This is a genomic window from Rhizobium hidalgonense (assembly GCF_005862185.2).
GTDB lineage: Bacteria > Pseudomonadota > Alphaproteobacteria > Rhizobiales > Rhizobiaceae > Rhizobium > Rhizobium hidalgonense.
Map to the genome: position 1 here is coordinate 226,072 of NZ_CP054028.1, position 17,882 is coordinate 243,953.

The following is a 17,882-nucleotide window of genomic DNA, read 5'->3' on the forward strand; positions in this document are numbered from 1 at the left end:
AAACAGCTTCCAAGTTGGGCAACTCAGGATACGATAAAGTTATCGCTATCATCGTACAATCGATATTATTGCAGAAACGCAGCCTTCCACAGTCCGTCGGTGTCTATACGAAGACTGCAAAACAAGGCAGAATGGTATCGATAACAATTTTAGATGAGGAAGCAACATGTTCGGGGAAATCGAGGGTACGGGCTTTGAGGTTCTCGACCCGCGCTTTGAAAACTGCTTCGTCGGCCATGCCCGCGTCGAGCGGCTTTGGACAGGCGGCCGCTGGCTGGAGGGACCGGCCTGGTTCGCCGCCGGGCGTTATCTGGTCTTCTCGGATATACCCAACAATCGCATGATGCGCTACGACGATACCAGCGGGCAGACGTCGGTGTTCCGCTCGCCCAGCAACAACTCGAACGGCAACACGGTCGACAATCAGGGAAGACTTGTTACCTGCGAGCATCTGGCGCGTCGGGTCACGCGGACGGATTTCGATGGAGGGATTACCGTGCTGGCGGATCGCATTGCCGGCAAACGGCTCAATTCTCCGAACGACGTTACCGTCAAATCCGACGGGACGGTCTGGTTCACCGATCCGAGCTACGGCATCCTCCACGATTATGAGGGCGATTACGGCGAAGAGGAAATCGGCGGATGCCATGTCTACCGGCATGATCCGGCAACAGGTACGACCGACCGGGTGGCGTCCGATTTCGTCAAGCCGAACGGGCTGGCTTTCTCCCCCGACGAAAGGGTGCTCTACATCGCCGATACCGGCGGGACGCACATGGCGGACGGTCCGCGTCATATTCGAAAACTCGCCGTATCGGAGAGTGGAAAGCTGACCGATCTCGGCATTTTCGCCGAATGCACTTCAGGCTTTTTCGACGGCTTTCGCGTCGACCGCAAGGGCAGGATCTGGACGAGCGCCGCCGACGGTGTGCATGCTTACGATCCTGATGGCACCCTGCTCGGCAAGATCCATATTCCCGAGATCGTCTCCAATGTTGCTTTCGGCGGCGAGAAACGGAACCGCCTCTTCATCACCGCAACAACCTCTCTTTACGCCGTCTATCTTACGGCTAACGGATCGAGACCGGGATAGAGCGCTGGCGTTCCGGTCTCGGTTGAGGAGTTGTGTGTGGTGGTCGACCTGCGAAGAATCTACCGATGGGCTTGCGAAAGTCCGCTCCTTTTTCTCTCTTCGCTATTCTGCACCTAGCAATAAATCAGTCCACGATCTGTATTAATGGATGTCTGTTTCATCCTGTGGACTGATTTGGCCATATCCATCAGTCGTCAGACTGAACGCGAATCTGAAAATTCTAGCTCTGATCTTCAAAGCCAGACGCGGAGACCGCCTTTCCCAGGCGGTCCCTGATTTGCGGTGCATCGCTCCTCATTGGTGACTGAGGCTGTCCGCCAGCCTGACGAGCCCGAGGAAATCCGATCTGTAGCCGAAGGGATCCGGTCCCCGCGATGCCGCAGCGAGATCGGCAATCGCCTGATAGGAATAGGCATCGACGGCGGCGACACGGCCCAGTTTCTGGCCGAAGGCGGCGACGGCTACGGAGAAGCGGACATCCCCAGGCGCGGCGTCGATGCTGGCGACTGCGTTGTCGTCACCGACAGGCGTGGTGATCAGTGCGCTCTTGTCCTCGCCCGGCCGCTTGTAGCGCATCTTGACGAAGGCAAGTTCGCCCTGACGTGCGTTGTCCGAAGTCGCTGCCGGAGCCTTCTCGGCTGCGCCATATCGCAGGTCGTCATTCATCACCGCGGGGCTTCCCTTCGGGGTAATCTCGTAGATGGCCGTGACGCTGTGGCCGGAGCCGATATCGCCGGCGTCGACCCGGTCATTGTTGAAATCCTCCCGCTTCAGGGCGCGCGTCTCGTAGCCGATCAGCCGGTATTCGGCGATCCGTTCCGGGTTGAACTCGACCTGGAACTTGACGTCCTTGGCGATCGGAAACAGCGTCGATCCGGCTTCTTCCACCAGTGTCTTCTGCGCCTCGGCCAGAGTGTCGATATAGGCGGCGCTGCCATTGCCGTTCTGCGCCAGTGTCTGCATCAGGGAATCGTTGAGATTGCCGCGTCCGAAACCGAGAACGGTCAAGAAGATGCCGTCCTTGCGTTTCTCCTCGATGATGCGCTTCAAGTCCTCGTCGCTCGACGGGCCGACATTGAAGTCGCCGTCCGTCGCCAGCATCACCCGGTTGACGCCGTCCTTGACGAAGGCCTGCTTGGCAAGACCATAGGCAGCCTCGATCCCCTCGGCGCCGCCGGTCGAGCCTCCAGCTTCCAGCCTTTCGATTGCCGAGAGGATCTTCGACTTCTCCGCCACGCGCGTCGGTTCCAGCACCGTACCGGCATTGCCGGCATAGGTGACGATCGAGACGGTGTCGTCGACCTTCAGCCTGTTGACCAGGAGATGGAAGGCGCTCTTCAGCAGCGGCAGCTTGTCCGGCTCGTCCATCGAACCCGAGACGTCGATCAGGAACACCAGATTGGCATGCGGCGCGGTCGCCGGCGCGATGTCGTAGCCCTTGATCGCCACATGCATCAGTTCCGTGTCGTGATTCCACGGCGTCGGCATCACTGTCACGGTTGCCTTGAAAGGCTGATCGGCCTTGTCGGGACGCGGCCAGTCGTAGGGAAAATAATTGATCATCTCCTCGACGCGAACCGATTGCGGATCGGGCATCGCCCCACCCGTCAGCGAGCGGCGGACGAAGGAATAGGACGCGCTGTCGACATCGGCGGAGAAGGTCGAGACCGGATCGGTCGCCACGCTCTTGATCGGATTTGCCGCGGCATTGGCAAACCGCTCGCGGTTTGGATCGAGCTGAATCTGGGCACGTCCCTCCGCTGGCGGAACAGGTGAGGGAGCGACGGCCATCGGTTCGGCCAATAGCTGCCCTTGAGCCACGATGCCGAGAGTGGCGGGGGCAGCGCGTTTGGCCAACCCCAGGGTCGCGGCGGAATCCTCCGACTTGTTCTTAAGAGCAGCGATCTCCCCGGTATCGGATTCGGAGGGCGGCGCCGCATCAGGCTTTTCAGATTGCGGCTCCTCGTCCCGCAAGGCTTGCGCGCCGCCAGCGGCCGACAATTTTGCCAGCCTCTTCTCTTCGGCGGTCGCCTCGGGAAGCTGAGGTGCGGCCGCCGCCGGCTGATCGCCCGGTTTCGGCATGTTGTTTTGCACGAGGTTTCCGGCGATCTTGGTCTGGTCGACGAGCGGCGATCCGTTGCGGGTCAGCTCGATCGTGAGGTAACCGGCGGCGGGAATGACGAGCAGCGTCGCGAGGGCTGAACCGGCGAGGAATTTCTTGTTCATGGCAGGGCTCCATATCCAGCTGATGATGGAGCTTGGACGCCAGCCTTTCGCATTTCCTTGGGCTGCCGCCGCATTATTTTCCGCACTGTCGAAGGCCTGCATCGCCGCGGCAAGGGCGCGCGCGCGCGCTTCCGGATCGGCGGCCGGGGCTATGAGACGGGAGAGCTTTTCGAGTTCCTTGTTCATCATACCTCTTCCTTGCCGAGCGTGGTCTTCAGCCTCTTGCGCGCCTCGTGCACCTGCCAGGACACGGTTGCCTCTGAGCAGCCCATGACATCGGCGGCAGCCGAATGGCTGAGGCCTTCGCCATAGACGAGCAGCACGGCGTCGCATTGCCGTTCCGGCAAGGCACGCACGGCCGCCCATAATTCGCTCGACAGCTCGTCATCATTTCTGCCCGGCGCGTCCGGCTGCGGTTCGGCGGCATAAGCGCGGAATGTCTGTTCTTCCCGCGCAATCTTGCGCCGATGGTCGCGGGCGGCGTTGAGCGTCAGCGTATAGAGCCACGTCCTGAAGCGGCTGGCGCCGCGAAAACCGCGGATCGCCGCGCCGAGCTTGACGCAAACCTCCTGGGCGATGTCGTCGGCGTCGGTTGAACTGCCCGACCATCGCCACGCCGTCGCATGGACGAAATCATAATGGCGCGAGACCAGTTGCCCAAAGGCCTCCCGGTCGCCCCCCTGCGCTCGTTCTATGAGCTCCGCATCCAATGCGCACCTACCCCCAAGCTATCAGCCAAGATGCTATTTCGGGATTGAGACGTTTCTCCAATAGCTTTCCTTGGGTCGACGACGAAAAAATTATCGGATTTTTTTGAAAAAGCGGCAAAGCCGGAAATAGAGGATCAAAATAAGCAAGCATCGCGACATCCTTGGGTCGCGGCCAGACAGATTGCCTCCAGGGCAAAGGCGCATGATGGGGTCAGAGTCGGCCAGGGACATGATCTGTGTGTCCCAACTCGAAAGGACCCTGCATGTCCGCTCCATCGCCTGCGCCCACCGAAAAGGGCATTCTGCAGTTTCTCGACATCTGCGACAGTTTCTATCCGCCAGATGCCGTCCAGGCATCGGTCGAGCAGCAGCGGCATTGGTACGACGCGCTTTGCGCGCGCTTCGACCGCGCACTGCCCCCTGATATGATCTTTGCGGACGGCATGCTCCAGCGCATCCCGATCCGGCGCTATCGTCCGCGGAAAATCAGCACGCGCACCATCCTGCTCTACCTTCACGGCGGCGGCTTCGTCGTCGGCTCGCTCGAAAGCCATCATGCCATCTGCGCCGAGATCGCCGATTTTGCCGGCGCGGAACTGGTTTCCGTTGATTACCGGCTGGCCCCTGAATATCGCTGGCCGGCACAGACGGATGACGGTTTCGCCGTCCTCAAACATCTTCTTGCCGCCAACAATAAGGTCGTGCTGATCGGCGACAGCGCCGGAGGCAACCTTGCGGCCGGCCTTGCCTTGCGGGCGCGCGATGAAGGACTGACCGGAATTGTCGGACAGGTCCTGATCTACCCCGCGCTCGGCGGCGACCTCGATGCTGGTTCCTATGTCGAAATGGCAGCGGCGCCCGGCCTGACGACGGCCGATGTCGCCTATTACCGCGATATCCTGCAGGCGCCTGATGGAAACGAAATCGCCGAGCCGTTAAAGGCATCTTCGCTTGCCGGACTGCCGCCGGCCTTCATCACTGTGGCGCATTTCGATCCGCTCCGGGACGACGGTCGGCACTATGCCGCGCGGCTCACCGCGGAAGGCGTCGAAGTCTGGTTCCGGGAGGAGCCGCAAATGGTGCATGCATGGCTGCGCGCCCGCCACATCAGCGATGGCGCGCAAGATGGCTTCCGCGCCGTTTGCGAGGCCATCAGGCATTTTGCAACGCCTTGACGATTACATCAGGTCGCGCGCGATCCGCTTTTCCGCAAAGACCTTTTCGAAGATCTGCACGTCATCTTCAAAAGCAGTGACGATGGCAGCGATGATCCACTCGGTGCCGGTGCATGCAATCCGCGCGGTCGCGACCGTGCGGGCGGACCAGCCGGGTCGGCGCATATCGCAGGTCCAGGTCGACGTCCCCGTCATCGACAGCGGATCATCCGGTGCAATTGACCAGACTTCCTCGCGCAATTGCCGGGTCGACAGGCCGGTCTCAGGGTGTTCGGTGAGCCCGGTATCCTCATGGATATGATAGTCCGTCCGGTTGGCCGAGAGATCGCGGATGACCTGCCGCTTCGTCGCCGCGGCCACGTGTTCGATATATTTTGGCAGGGGATCGGGATTGGCCGGCTCGCTGATTTCGATCCGGCGATGGTCGCCGATCACCGGCAGCGCCAGGCCGAGTGACGCAATATCGACTTCGATGCCTTCATCCTCCGGCGGCGGCAGGATCATCGGCCAATAGGCGGTGGAAAGCGAAAGACGGATGCGATGGTCCTTGCGGAAGCGGTAACCGCAGGCGTCGAGCACCAGCCGGACCGACACCGTCTCGCCCGGCACCAGCGGTTTCGGATCGGCGTTGCCGTCGCGATGGGTGAGATTGATGACGCCGAAGGCGACGCGCGTTGCCGTGCCGTCCGGATGGACGTCGACGAGCCGGGCGCAGAGATTGCCGCCGGCCGCGTGGGCGCGCAGCCTAAGCGTCAGCACGGGCCGGCCGAGATAGTCGCAATCGCCGGCGAGCGGCATCGTATCGAAGACCAGCGAGCCGGCATCGTCCGCGCGCTGATCGATCGCCATTTCGGCGTCGGGCTTCAGCGTGAAATATTCGCCTGCTGCCGTGCCGGTATCGAGCGGCGAATGAAGATAGACGGGATGTTCGGGCGCATGCGGGATCGGCATGCCCTCCGTCAGCCGGCCGAATTGCTCGACATAGAAGCATTGCATGTGCGGCGGCGACCAGACGTCCTTGGCAATCCAGAAGCCCGTATCGCTGTTGCGGCGCGCGGCAGGGCGGATCGCATCGAGAATATAGGCGCGGGTCTGGGCAAGCCGGTCGATCCCATTATCTTCGCCGCGCAACCATTTATTCCACCAGGCAATTGCCTCGCCGTGGAAATCCGTGCGCGGCTTCGGCCAGGCGAAATGCGGATATTTGTGGACCCAGGGACCGATCAGCGCCTTTGCTTTTTTACCCAGGCCTTCGACAGCCATCAGTGGCGTATTGCGGTAGCCGTCCGCCCACCCGGCGATGACAAGCGCCGGGATCTGCACCTTCGAAAAGTCCTCTGAGATCGAGCCATGACGCCAGAAATCGTCACGACGCTGGTGGCTCAGCCATTCCTCCAGGAAGAAGGGCTCACCGGCCAGGCGTTCCAACCACATCTCCTTCCAGCGTTCACCGACAAGGGCAGGATCCGGCGGGCGCGACTGGTAACCGAGCATGGTCGCCGCCCAGGACAGCTGGGCGGAGAGATGGCAGCCGTTCTTGTAGTGGATGTCGTCGTTGTAGCGGTCGACGGTCGATGCGATCGAGATGACGGCCTTCAGCGCCGGCGGACGCAGTGCTGCCACCTGCAGGCTGTTGAACCCGCCCCAGGAGATGCCCATCATGCCGACCGCGCCGTTCGACCACGGCTGCGCGGCAATCCAGGCGATCAGTTCGCAGGCATCGGCAAGCTCACGCTCGGTATATTCGCCATCGATGACGCCGTCGGATTCTCCCGATCCGCGGATATCAACGCGCACGCCGGCAATCCCGGCTGCAGCGAAGACGGGGTAGGTGGATTCATCACGCGGGCTTGTCCCGTCGCGCTTACGATAGGGCAGGAACTCGAAGACCGCCGGCACCGGATCCTTCTCCGTGCCGGCGGGCATCCAGATGCGTGCGGCGAGCCGCGTGCCGTCCTTCAAGGTGATCCACTGGTTTTCGATGGTCGTGAAGCTGCGGTCTGACATGGTCATATATCCAGAAGAGTTTTAGGCATTAAGCCACACACGGCTGCCGATGTAGCCGTTGGACATATCGTTGCCGATATCGTCGACATATCCCTTCAGCGTTTTCGAAGAGGCCATGATATAGTCGTTGAAGACGGGCAAGATCAGACCGCCATCGTCTCGCACCATCAGCGCCAATTGCCGATAAAGCACTTTTCGCTTGGCCTCATCAAGTTCAGACCTTGCTTGCAGAACGATTTTGTCGAAGTCAGCGCGCTTGAAACGCGTGTCGTTCCATTCTGCGGTCGACAGGTAGGAGGTGGAATAGCGCGAATCCTGGGTCGGACGACCGCCCCAGAACGAGGCGCAGAAGGGCTGCTTGTTCCAGACATTGGTCCAGTAGCCGTCTTCCGGTTCGCGCTTGACGTCGATCGTGATGCCGGCCTTGCGCGCGCTTTGCTGGAACAGGATCGCCGCATCCACGGCGCCCGGAAAGGCCGCGTCTGACGTGAGCAGCTGAATGGAGCGGTCGAGACCCGATTTTTTGAAGTGGAAGGCGGCCTTGTCCGGATCATAAGGGCGCTGCTCGATATCGGTCGGGGCGAGGGCGTAGTTGGAATTGACCGGATAGTCGTTGCCGATCGTTCCGTAGCCGCCCAGAACCTTGTCGAGGATCGCCTGACGATCGATGGCATATTTCAGCGCAAGCCGAAGATCGGCGTTCTCGAAGGGAGCGGTGTCGCAATGCATCAGGAAACAATAGAAGCCCTTGCCGGCATTCCGGAGGATGTCGACGGTCGGTGCTCGCTGCAGCATCGGGACGGTCTTGGGGTCGACGTTGTTGACGAAATGGACCTGGCCGGAGGCAAGTGCGGCAATGCGGGCGGTGTTGTCGTTGATCACTAGGATTTCGACGCTGTCGACAAAGCCGCGGTCGGAGCGCCAATCCTTCGGGTTTTTCTCGAAGGCTGCGCGAACGCCCGGTTCGAAGCTTTTCAAAATGTAAGGACCTGTACCGATGGCCGCCGCAGGATTGTCGACGCCGCCCTTCGCCTGGATGATCAGGTGGTAGTCGGTCAAAAGCAAAGGCAGGTCCGCATTGCCTTCCGAAAGCGTCAGGATCAGGTCGCCCGCTTTTTCTTCGATACCGGTGATCGAGGCCATGAGCCCCAGAGCACCCGACTGCGAATTCTTGTCCGCATGTCGCTTCAGTGTCGCGACGATGTCCGCGACGGTCATCTTGCTGCCGTCGTGAAACTGCACATCGTTCCTGATCTTGAAAGTCCAGACGGATGCATCCGCTGATGGCGTCCAGGAAGTCGCCAGCGACGGCAAGGGCGCACCGGTCTTGGGGTCGGATTCGACAAGTGTGTCGCCCCAGAGACGGCCAATGACGAACAACACGGAAGCGCTATAGGTCGCAGGGTCGAGCGCATCACTGGTGGCGCCGCCCTTGAGGCCGAGTTTCAGATGACCACCGCGTTTCGCTTCCTGCGCGTGGGCATCGCGCGGCACCAGCAGGCCGGAGGTGAGAGCAGGCAAAGCGCCCAGCGCGACGGCACCGCCCAGGAAGTGACGGCGGCCGATACTCAGAGGCGAAGATTGATCCTTTTCACGTGTCATTGCAGTTCCCTTTTCAATTTTATTAGAAGGGAACGTAGAGGTCAGGCTGCTCCACGCAATTTCGCGACTTGACGTATCTTTAAGCGAGTTTACGCTACTAACATTTAAGACGGAGCCGTCGATGCCTCACCTGGTCGAGAACCTCAAGATTGCCTGCGCCACGCAGCGTTCCATTTCGCATCTGTGCCGCGCGATCGATATCAATCGGCAGCAATTCAATCGATATATCAACGGCCAGACGAGCCCGTCTGCCCATAATCTCGCGCGCATAGCCAAGTATTTCGATCTCGACGCAGCCGACTTTGGTCTCGCTCCCAGGCTCTTTCGTGAGCGGCTTCGCAAACCGACTCTGGGCCTCAATCAAAGTTCCGAACTGTTAAAGGCGTTCCCAGGAGATCTGACCGCGCTCCGGCGCCATATCGGCTATTTCCAAACCTATCATCGTTCACCGTCCTGGCCAGGAATGGTTGTCTGTTCTTGCAGTCGCATTTTGGAGAAGGGTGGGCTTGCGCATGTCAAATCAATGGAGCGTCTGCGGGACCCCGGAAACGGCATCCAGCAGTTTTCGAAATATGTCGGCCTTGCTGCCTTCTATCGAAACCGGATTTTCATTACGGAGCGGGTGGTCGGCTCGAATCCGATACTGTCACAGACGATCCTCCTGCCATTCGACGAGTACCAGCGCGTCTATCTGCGCGGGACGACAATGGGAGTTTCCTGGCGAAGGGAAAATCTCCCCTATGCGTCGCGGATGATCTGGCGGCATGTCGGCGCCGAGCCCGACCTACGCGAGCTTCTGTCGCGCTGCGGACCACTGCCGCTGTCTTCACGCCAGCTGCCACCGACGGTGCGCTCGTTCCTCGCAGATCCATCCGCGGAAGTGTATGCGGTGCCGGCAGAGTATTGAAGACACCGATTTGCGACCAAGCCATCAGATGCGGATGACTGCGGAAGATTTGGAGCCTTCAATTTCCAGCGCTTGCCATCTTCCGCGTCGTCAGTACCCGCTCCAGCCAGCCGATCTCCATCTCGGGCACGGATTTCAGCAGCAGGTCGGTGTAATCGTCGAAGGGCGGCGACAGCGCTTGGGATTTGGGACCGAAGCGGACGAGCTTGCCGCGATGCATCACCGCGACGCTGTCGGCGATAGCGCGCACGATAGCGATGTCATGGGTGATGAAGATGTAAGAGAGCTGTTCCTCTTCCTGCAGCTTCAGGAGCAGTTTCAGAATGCCTTCGGCAACCAGCGGATCGAGCGCCGAGGTCGGCTCGTCGCAGAGGATCAGTTCCGGCTTGGCGGCAAGCGCTCTGGCGATTGCCACGCGTTGCTTCTGCCCGCCGGACAGTTCGGCCGGATAACGATCGATGAAGCCGTTGCCCATTTCGATCTGGTCGAGCAATTCCTTCACGCGGACGGTCTTCTCGGCGCCTCTCAGGCCATAATAGAAGGTCAGCGGCCGGCCGACGATGTCGCGCACCGTCTGGCGCGGGTTCATCGCCGTATCGGCCATCTGGTAAATCAACTGGATCCGCCTGAGGTCGTCGTTCGGCCGGCTCTTCAGACCAGGCATAAGCGGCTTGCCGTCGAAGACGATCCGCCCGCTGGTCGGCGGCAGGAGCCCGGTAATGACGCGCGCCAGGGTCGACTTTCCCGAACCGGATTCGCCGACAACGGCGAGCGTCTGCCCCCTCGGCACATGCAGCGAGACATCGTGGAGCACCTTGAAGCCGTTGGAATATTCGGCGCTGACATTCTCCACCTTGAGAAGGGCTGCGGACTGATCGGCGGCTTCTTCGCGATAGGCCTGTCTGACATTGACGAGGGCACGGGTATAATCTTCCCGCGGCGCCTCGATGATCTGCTTGACGCTGCCATATTCCACCTGCTTGCCATGGCGCAGAACCATGATGTCGTCCGAGATCTGGGCGACGACGGCCAAGTCATGGGTGATGTAGAGGGCGGCCGTGTGGGTTTCCTCGATGGCATGCTTGATCGCCGCCAGCACGTCGATCTGCGTGGTGACATCGAGTGCGGTGGTCGGCTCGTCGAAAACGATGAGTTCGGGATTGGAGCAGAGCGCCATCGCCGTCATCGCCCGCTGCAGTTGGCCGCCGGAAACCTGATGGGGAAAGCGCTCGCCGAAGGTTTCGGGATTGGGCAAGCCGAGAACCCCGAACAGGTAAAGCGCCCGTTTGCGCGCCTCGTCCTTGGTCATCAGGCCATGTTTGATGGACGCCTCGATCACCTGATCACCGAGCCTGTGAGCCGGATTGAAGGCGGCGGCGGCCGATTGCGCGACGTAGCAGACCCGGGCCCCACGAATTTTCCGGATGCCATTCTTGCCCAGCGCGAGGATATCGGCGCCGTCGAGCCGCACTTCGCCGCCGGTGATTTCGGCGCCACCCCGGCCATAGGCAAGCGCCGAGAGACCGATCGTCGACTTGCCGGCGCCCGATTCGCCGATCAGGCCGAGAACCTTGCCCTTTTCTAGATCGAAGGAAACCCCGTCGACGATCGTCACCCGCTTGGGCGCTTCGCCCGGCGGGTAGCTGGTTGCTTCGATCTTCAGGTTGCGGACGGAAAGAAGCTCAGGCATCGCCGCGCCCTCCCTTGAGGCTGGATGTGCGTTTCAGGAGCCAGTCAACGACGAGGTTGACGCAGACGGCGAGGGTCGCAATTGCCGTGCCCGGCACCAGCGCGGCTGATATGCCGAAGATGATGCCGTCCTTGTTGTCCTTGACCATGCCGCCCCAATCGGCCGCCGGCGGCTGAATGCCGAGGCCGAGGAAGGACAGTGTCGAGAGGAAAAGGATCGAGAAGGCGAAGCGCAGCCCGAACTCGGCAAGCAGCGGCGACAGCGTATTCGGCAGGATCTCGCGGAAGATGATCCAGATCTTGCCTTCGCCGCGCAGCTTCGCCGCCTCGACGAACTCCATCACCGCGACATCGAGCGCCACGGCGCGGCCGAGACGGTAGACGCGGGTGGAATCGAGGATCGCCATGACAAGGATCAGGACAATCAGATTTTGCGGCAGGACCGCAAGCACCACCAGCGCGAAGATCAGCGTCGGGATCGACATCATCAGATCATTGAAGCGCGAAAACACCGTGTCGATGATGCCGCGCGAGACGGCGGCGGTAAAGCTCAGGACGATGCCGAGCGAGAAGGAGATGATGGTCGCGGCGGATGCGACCAGCAGCGTCGTGCGCGCGCCGTAGATCAGCCGCGAAAGGATGTCGCGGCCGAGATTGTCGAGACCGAAGATATATTGATTATCCGGCAGTTGCCAGACATCGCCGACAACCTGCGTTTCGCCATAGGGAGCGATCCAGGGGGCGAAAATCGCGAAGATGAAGGCGATGGCGATGCCTGTCATGCCGATCCAGGCGGTGATGGGGATATCTCTCAATCTCATCGCGGATGCCTCAGCCGGGGATTGGCGATAATCGCGAGGATATCGGCCGTCATGTTGAGGAAGATATAGACTGCCGCGAAGATCAGGCCGCAGGCCTGCACCACCGGCATATCGCGGACGGTCACCGCATCGACCATGTATTGCCCCATGCCGGGATAGACGAAGACGACTTCGACAACGACGACGCCGACCACGAGGTAGGCGAGGTTCAAGGCGACGACATTGATGATCGGCGCAAGCGCATTGGGGGCGGCGTGTTTGACGATCGCGCGGAAGGCACTGAGGCCCTTCAGCTCCGCGGTCTCCATATAGGCAGACGACATCACCGAGAGGATCGCGGCCCGCGTCATGCGCATCATATGCGCGAGCACGACGAGCACGAGGGTCGCCGTCGGCAGGGCGATCGCCTTCAATCGCTCGCCGAAGCCCATGCTGTCGTAGACGGTCGCCGGGAAGGTCGCCATGCCGAACTTTACCCCGAAGAACAGGATCAGCAGGTAGCCGATGAAGAACTCCGGAAGGGAGATCGCCGCAAGCGAGATCACGTTGATGATCTTATCCGGCATGCGGTTGCGGAAATGCACCGACAGCATGCCGAGGCCGACAGCGAGCGGCACCGATATCACCGCCGCGAAACCTGCCAGGAAGAGCGAATTTCCCAGGCGCTTGCCGATCTGTTCGCTGACCGAATTCTTGCTGGCCCAGGAGGTGCCGAAGTCGCCTTGAACCGCGTTGCCGAGCCATTCGACGTAGCGCGTCGTGACCGGACGGTTCAGCCCGAGATCCTGACGGATATTGGCAACGGCCTGCGGCGTTGCCGACTGGCCGAGATAGGTGGTGGCAAAATCGCCGGGCAGGGCTTCCAGGCCGCCGAAAATCAGGATCGAAACGGCAAAGAGCAGGATCATGCTGAGCACGAAACGCTCGAGGATGAGGGCCAGCAGCGGAAAACGCTGCCGGAACCGGAGGCCGGGCAAGGTATTGCTCGGGACAGGATTGGTCATGGCGAGGACCTCGCGCTAAAACGTCGGGAGGACCGCGGGTTTCATCCCACGGTCCCGGTTTCGTTGGAGATCGGAGGGGCAGCCGCCCCTTTGCCATCAGGCGTCCAGCCAGACGCGCGTTGCGACGTAGCCGTTCGACATGTCGTTGCCGATGTCGTGGACATAACCCTTCACCTGCTTGGTGGAGGCGTTCACGAAATCGTTGAACATCGGCAGGATCACGCCGCCCTCGTCGCGCACCATCATCGCCATGGTGCGGTACATGTCCTTGCGCTTGGCTTCGTCGAGTTCGGAACGGGCCTGCAGCAGCAATTTGTCGAAGTCAGGACGCTTGAACTTGGTGTCGTTCCAGTCCGCCGTTGAGAGATAGGCGGTGGAATACATCTGGTCCTGCGTCGGCCGGCCGCCCCAGTAGGAGGTCGAGAAGGGCTGGACGTTCCAGACATTGGTCCAGTAGCCGTCACCCGGCTCGCGCTTGACCTCGATCTCGATGCCGGCCTTCTTGCAGCTCTCCTGATAGAGGACCGCCGCATCGACACCGCCGGGGAAGGCGACTTCGGAGGTGCGCAGAAGAACCGAGCCGCTGTGACCCGACTTCTTGTAGTGGAAGGCGGCCTTGTCGGGATCGTAAACGCGCTGCTCGATGCCCTCCGGGAAGAGCGCATAGGTGCTGTTGATCGGGAAGTCGTTGCCGACCTTGCCGTAGCCGCCGAGGATCTTCTGCACCATGGTCTCCCGGTCCATGGCGTATTTGAGGGCCAGGCGCAGGTCGTTATTGTCGAACGGCGCCTTGTCGCAGTGCATGATGAAGACGTAGTGACCGCGGCCGGAGGTCGAGAGGATCTCGACATTGGGTGCGCGTTTCAAGAGGTTGACGGTCTTCGGGTCGACGCGGTTGATGTAGTGCACCTGGCCGGACGAAAGTGCGGCGATGCGGGCCGTCGCATCGTTCATGCCGATGATCTCGATCGAATCGACATAGCCCCGGTCGGTGCGCCAGTCGTCCTTGTTCTTTTCGAACGTGGCGCGGACGCCGGGCTCGAAGCTCGTCAGCTTGTACGGACCGGTGCCGATCGAGGCCAGCGGATCGTCGACGCCGCCGTTCGGCTGGATGACCAGATGGTAGTCGGAAAGCAGCAACGGCATGTCGGCATTGCCTTCGCTGAGCGTCAGCACGAGATTGCCACCGTCGGCCTTGATTTCCTTGATCGAGCCAAGAACACCAAGCGCACCGGATTCCGACTTGGCATCGGTGTGGCGCTTCAGCGTCGCGACCACGTCGTCGATCGTCATTTCCTTGCCATCGTGGAACTTGACCCCCTTGCGGATCTTGAAAGTCCAGGTGACGGCGTCCTTCGACGGCTCCCAGGATTCGGCAAGCGACGGCACGGCGGCACCCGTCAGCGGATCGGACTCGACCAGCATGTCACCCCAGCAGCGGCCAATGCAGAACATGACTTGCGACAGGAATTTTGCCGGGTCCTTGGAATCCGTGGCCGCACCGCCTTCGAGGCCGAGCTTCAGGTGGCCGCCGCGCTTCGGTTCGGCGGCTTCGGCGCTTTCGGTGAAGAGTTTGTCGGCGACGGCAAGTGTGATGCCCGCCGCCATGGCGCGTCCCATGAATTCGCGGCGGCTGAGACCGCCGGCGGTGACGCGGCTTGTCAGATATTTCGTATAGTCGTTCATTCCCCAGTTCCTTCTTTATGGTGCGTTGACAGAACTTCCGGGCAGATCCGCAGGCGGTTTCCTCTCCACCTCGGGTGCCCGCATCATGCGGGAAAATGCTGCGGTTGCCGCCGCCTCCCTATTCTCCTTTCCAAACGGGGCTTCGCTTCTCCGCGAAAGCCCGTGCGCCTTCCAATTGGTCTTCGCTCGAATAGAGCCTGTCGACTGTTGCAAACTGCCGCTTGGTGATCTTGTTCATGGCAGTCTGGAACGTCGAACCCTCCGCTTCGCGGACGATTTCCTTGATGGCCGCATAGACAAGCGGCGGCCCGCTTGCGAGCAGCCGGGCAAGCTCCCAGGCTCTCTCCATCAGCCGGTCGGCCGGCAGGATCTCGTTGACGAAACCCCAGCGATGCGCCTCGTGAACGTCGAGCCAGCGCCCGGTCAGAAGCATGTCCATGGCGATGTGATAGGGAATGCGCTTCGGCAGCTTGATCGAAGCCGCATCGGCAACCGTGCCCGAGCGGATTTCCGGCAGGGCGAAGGTCGCATGCTCGGCGGCGAGGATCAGGTCGGTCGACAGCGCGATCTCCAATCCGCCGCCGCAACAGATGCCGTTGACCGCACAGATGACCGGCTTGTTGAGGTCGCGCAGTTCCTGCAGGCCGCCGAAGCCGCCGACACCGTAATCGCCGTCGACCGCATCGCCTGATGCAGCCGCCTTCAGATCCCATCCCGCACAGAAGAACTTTTCGCCGGCGCCCGACACGATGGCCACACGCAAGGTCGGGTCGTCGCGAAAATCCCGGAAGATCAATCCCAGGGCGCGGCTGGTCGCCAGGTCGATGGCATTCGCCTTCGGCCGGTCGATGACGACTTCGAGCAAGCCGCCGTCCTGTCGTGTGCGAATGTAGTCGCTCAACCTATGCTACCTCCTCCGCCGTATCAGGGCATCGACAGCAATAACGCCGTGTCCTTCGGGAAGAACCATCAATGGATTAATGTCCAGTTCCTCCAGCCGCGCGGCGTTCGTTACGACATAATCTGCCGCGGCTGCGATAGCGGCGACCGCGGCGTCGAGATCGCCTTTCGGGCGCCCTCGATAGCCATAGATCAATTTTGCCACTTTGAGGCGTGAAATCGCCGCATGAATCTCGGTTTTCGTCGCCGGAAGCGGCAGGATGACGGAATCTTCAAGCAATTCAACGAAAATCCCGCCAGCGCCCAAGGTCAGCGACAATCCGAAGACGGAGTCGCGGATGGCGCCGACAATGAGTTCGGCGACCGGCGGATCGATCATCTTCTCGACGAGATAACCGCCATTCAGGGGCATCGCCAAGGCCGCGTTTGAGACCGCCCCACTATCCCTCAGGTTGAGCGCAACGGCGCCGGCCTCGGTCTTGTGCGCAATGCCAAGCCCCTTCAGCACGACGGGGAAACCGAGCCGCTCGGCCTGCTCGGCGGCTTCACGGGGAGAAAAAGCCTGCAGCCCCCAGGGAACAGGGAGGCCGCAGGCAGCAAGTTCCGTCTTCGCATCGGCTTCCGTCAGCGTCTCGATTTCACCGTCCAAGAACGGCCCGTCGAGCAGCGGCAGGGGTGCCGGGCAATCCCAGACCTTGCCAATACCGGCAGCGACTTCCGCCGCAATGATGGCTTCGTCGATGCCGGAGAAGGCGACGATGCCATTGGCCATCAGCCGGTCGGCGATCGGCTCCGGCATATTCTCGGGAAGGGTTGCGAGAAGGCCGGCCAGCGCACCGGTGGCGGAGGCCGCGGCGATGACCGCGTCTGCCGTCGTCGCCCATTCCGACGCATCGCAGCGATCACCCCGGGGGAAATCGAGGACGACGAGATTAAGGGCACAACCGCCTTCGAACATGGCGCTGAAGGCTTCGGTCTGGCGTTCGAAATCACCCCAGACAAAGGTGTGGTAGTCGAGCGGATTGGAGAGCGCCACCATCTCGCCGAGGACCCGCCGAAGACGCGGCAATTGCCGTGGCTCAAGCGCAGGGAATTCGACATCGCGGCCGACGGCGGCATCCGCCATCAGCGAAGCCTCGCCGCCGGAACAGCTCATCGACGAGATCGAATTGCTTGGGAGAGGGCCGGCGACATGCAGCAGCTTCAGCGTTTCCAGCAATGCCGGTAGGCTTTGGACACGGCCGATGCCGAGGCGGGCAAGCACCGCGTCGGCCACCGCATCGCTGCCCGCAAGCGAGGCGGTGTGCGACACCGCCGCATGTCTTGCCTTCTCGGACCTGCCGACCTTCAGCACGACGACCGGCTTTTTAGACCGGCGGGCAATGGCGGCAAGGCGTTCGAGGCCGGCGAGATCTCCGAAACCTTCGACATGAAGGCCGACCGCCGTGACGCGTGGATCGTCGATCAATGCGCAGGCGACATCGGCAAGAGATGTCTGCGCCTGATTGCCTGCCGTGACCACATAGGCGATCGGCAGCCCGCGTGTCTGCATGGTCAGGTTGATGGCGATATTGGAAGACTGCGTGAGGATGGCGACGCCACATTCGATGCGTTTCATGCCGTGTTGGTCGGGCCAGAGCAGCGCGCCGTCGAGACCATTGATCAGCCCGTAGCAGTTCGGCCCGAGGATCGGCATGTCTCCCGCCGCCTCCAGAAGGGCCCGTTGCAGATCTGCGCCATCGCCGAGTTCCGCCGTCGCCTCGCTGAAGCCCGATGCATAACAGACCGCTCCGCCGGCGCCGGCCACAGAAAGGCTGCGCACGATGTCGACGGTGAGCGTCCTGTTGACACCGACGAAAGCGGCGTCCGGAGCCGAAGGCAGATCGGATACCGAGCGATAACACCGCCGTCCGAGCACCTCGTCGAGCTTGGGATGGACGGGCCAGATATCGCCGGAAAAGCCCATGCGGTCGCACTGCTCGATCACCCTGCGCGCCTCGCGCCCGCCGAAGACGGCGATCGTTTGCGGTCTGAGCAGGCGGTCAAGCGGGCGAGAGGTCAT

The 17,882-nt window shown here is 61.4% G+C and carries 13 protein-coding genes; 3 read left to right on the plus strand and 10 right to left on the minus strand.

Annotated elements, in window-relative coordinates:
* Positions 1 to 166 precede the first annotated feature (166 nt).
* A complete protein-coding gene (locus FFM81_RS22400; protein WP_025417869.1) occupies positions 167 to 1,093 on the plus strand; it encodes an SMP-30/gluconolactonase/LRE family protein in 927 nt (308 codons plus the stop codon).
* Positions 1,094 to 1,387: 294 nt separating this feature from the next.
* Here FFM81_RS22400 and FFM81_RS22405 read toward each other — a convergent pair whose 3' ends face one another.
* Together FFM81_RS22405 and FFM81_RS22410 are read right to left on the minus strand one after the other, a co-directional pair.
* Positions 1,388 to 3,508 (minus strand): vWA domain-containing protein, encoded by a 2,121-nt coding sequence (locus FFM81_RS22405; RefSeq protein ID WP_138384565.1) that lies wholly within the window; start codon positions 3,506 to 3,508, stop codon positions 1,388 to 1,390.
* Complete coding sequence (locus FFM81_RS22410) at positions 3,505 to 4,029, minus strand: RNA polymerase sigma factor (RefSeq protein ID WP_025417867.1); 525 nt, start codon at positions 4,027 to 4,029, stop codon at positions 3,505 to 3,507. Before FFM81_RS22410 ends, FFM81_RS22405 begins: the two co-directional genes overlap by 4 nt.
* Positions 4,030 to 4,292: 263 nt before the next feature.
* On the opposite strand from FFM81_RS22410, the gene FFM81_RS22415 reads away from it, so the two are divergent.
* Positions 4,293 to 5,204: an alpha/beta hydrolase gene (locus FFM81_RS22415; RefSeq protein ID WP_025417866.1), complete on the plus strand. Its 912-nt coding sequence runs from the start codon at positions 4,293 to 4,295 to the stop codon at positions 5,202 to 5,204.
* A gap of 3 nt (positions 5,205 to 5,207) precedes the next feature.
* Here FFM81_RS22415 and FFM81_RS22420 read toward each other — a convergent pair whose 3' ends face one another.
* Complete coding sequence (locus FFM81_RS22420) at positions 5,208 to 7,211, minus strand: CocE/NonD family hydrolase (RefSeq protein WP_025417865.1); 2,004 nt, start codon at positions 7,209 to 7,211, stop codon at positions 5,208 to 5,210.
* Positions 7,212 to 7,232: 21 nt separating this feature from the next.
* Positions 7,233 to 8,813, minus strand: a complete 1,581-nt coding sequence (locus FFM81_RS22425) for an ABC transporter substrate-binding protein (protein ID WP_025417864.1) — start codon at positions 8,811 to 8,813, stop codon at positions 7,233 to 7,235.
* Between the two features lie 121 nt (positions 8,814 to 8,934).
* Here FFM81_RS22425 and FFM81_RS22430 point away from each other — a divergent pair, with 121 nt between their 5' ends.
* Complete coding sequence (locus FFM81_RS22430; RefSeq protein WP_025417863.1) at positions 8,935 to 9,720, plus strand: helix-turn-helix domain-containing protein; 786 nt, start codon at positions 8,935 to 8,937, stop codon at positions 9,718 to 9,720.
* Positions 9,721 to 9,778: 58 nt separating this feature from the next.
* On the opposite strand, the gene FFM81_RS22435 is transcribed toward FFM81_RS22430, so the two are convergent.
* The 6 genes from FFM81_RS22435 to FFM81_RS22460 form a co-directional block, all read right to left on the minus strand.
* Positions 9,779 to 11,410, minus strand: a complete 1,632-nt coding sequence (locus FFM81_RS22435; protein ID WP_138384564.1) for an ABC transporter ATP-binding protein — start codon at positions 11,408 to 11,410, stop codon at positions 9,779 to 9,781.
* Positions 11,403 to 12,230 carry an ABC transporter permease gene (locus FFM81_RS22440; protein WP_003572288.1) on the minus strand — a complete coding sequence of 276 codons (828 nt, stop codon included), beginning with the start codon at positions 12,228 to 12,230 and terminating at the stop codon, positions 11,403 to 11,405. Before FFM81_RS22440 ends, FFM81_RS22435 begins: the two co-directional genes overlap by 8 nt.
* Positions 12,227 to 13,234 carry an ABC transporter permease gene (locus tag FFM81_RS22445; RefSeq protein ID WP_138384563.1) on the minus strand — a complete coding sequence of 336 codons (1,008 nt, stop codon included), beginning with the start codon at positions 13,232 to 13,234 and terminating at the stop codon, positions 12,227 to 12,229. The genes FFM81_RS22440 and FFM81_RS22445 overlap by 4 nt, the downstream gene beginning before the upstream one ends.
* 96 nt (positions 13,235 to 13,330) lie before the next feature.
* On the minus strand, positions 13,331 to 14,920 hold the full coding sequence (locus tag FFM81_RS22450) for an ABC transporter substrate-binding protein (RefSeq protein ID WP_003572292.1): 1,590 nt from the start codon (positions 14,918 to 14,920) through the stop codon (positions 13,331 to 13,333).
* Positions 14,921 to 15,038: 118 nt separating this feature from the next.
* Positions 15,039 to 15,821 (minus strand): carnitinyl-CoA dehydratase, encoded by a 783-nt coding sequence (locus tag FFM81_RS22455; RefSeq protein WP_097532951.1) that lies wholly within the window; start codon positions 15,819 to 15,821, stop codon positions 15,039 to 15,041.
* A 6-nt stretch (positions 15,822 to 15,827) separates the two neighbouring features.
* Positions 15,828 to 17,882, minus strand: a complete 2,055-nt coding sequence (locus FFM81_RS22460; RefSeq protein ID WP_138384562.1) for an acetate--CoA ligase family protein — start codon at positions 17,880 to 17,882, stop codon at positions 15,828 to 15,830.

Coding starts and splice junctions, on each gene's coding strand:
- FFM81_RS22405 (WP_138384565.1), bottom strand. CDS start 3,508: ATGATGAACAAGGAACTCGAAAAGCTCTCCCGTCTCATAGCCCCGGCC.
- FFM81_RS22435 (WP_138384564.1), bottom strand. CDS start 11,410: ATGCCTGAGCTTCTTTCCGTCCGCAACCTGAAGATCGAAGCAACCAGC.
- FFM81_RS22440 (WP_003572288.1), bottom strand. CDS start 12,230: ATGAGATTGAGAGATATCCCCATCACCGCCTGGATCGGCATGACAGGC.
- FFM81_RS22460 (WP_138384562.1), bottom strand. CDS start 17,882: ATGACCTCTCGCCCGCTTGACCGCCTGCTCAGACCGCAAACGATCGCC.
- FFM81_RS22445 (WP_138384563.1), bottom strand. CDS start 13,234: ATGACCAATCCTGTCCCGAGCAATACCTTGCCCGGCCTCCGGTTCCGG.
- FFM81_RS22425 (WP_025417864.1), bottom strand. CDS start 8,813: ATGACACGTGAAAAGGATCAATCTTCGCCTCTGAGTATCGGCCGCCGT.
- FFM81_RS22430 (WP_025417863.1), top strand. CDS start 8,935: ATGCCTCACCTGGTCGAGAACCTCAAGATTGCCTGCGCCACGCAGCGT.
- FFM81_RS22420 (WP_025417865.1), bottom strand. CDS start 7,211: ATGTCAGACCGCAGCTTCACGACCATCGAAAACCAGTGGATCACCTTG.
- FFM81_RS22400 (WP_025417869.1), top strand. CDS start 167: ATGTTCGGGGAAATCGAGGGTACGGGCTTTGAGGTTCTCGACCCGCGC.
- FFM81_RS22450 (WP_003572292.1), bottom strand. CDS start 14,920: ATGAACGACTATACGAAATATCTGACAAGCCGCGTCACCGCCGGCGGT.
- FFM81_RS22415 (WP_025417866.1), top strand. CDS start 4,293: ATGTCCGCTCCATCGCCTGCGCCCACCGAAAAGGGCATTCTGCAGTTT.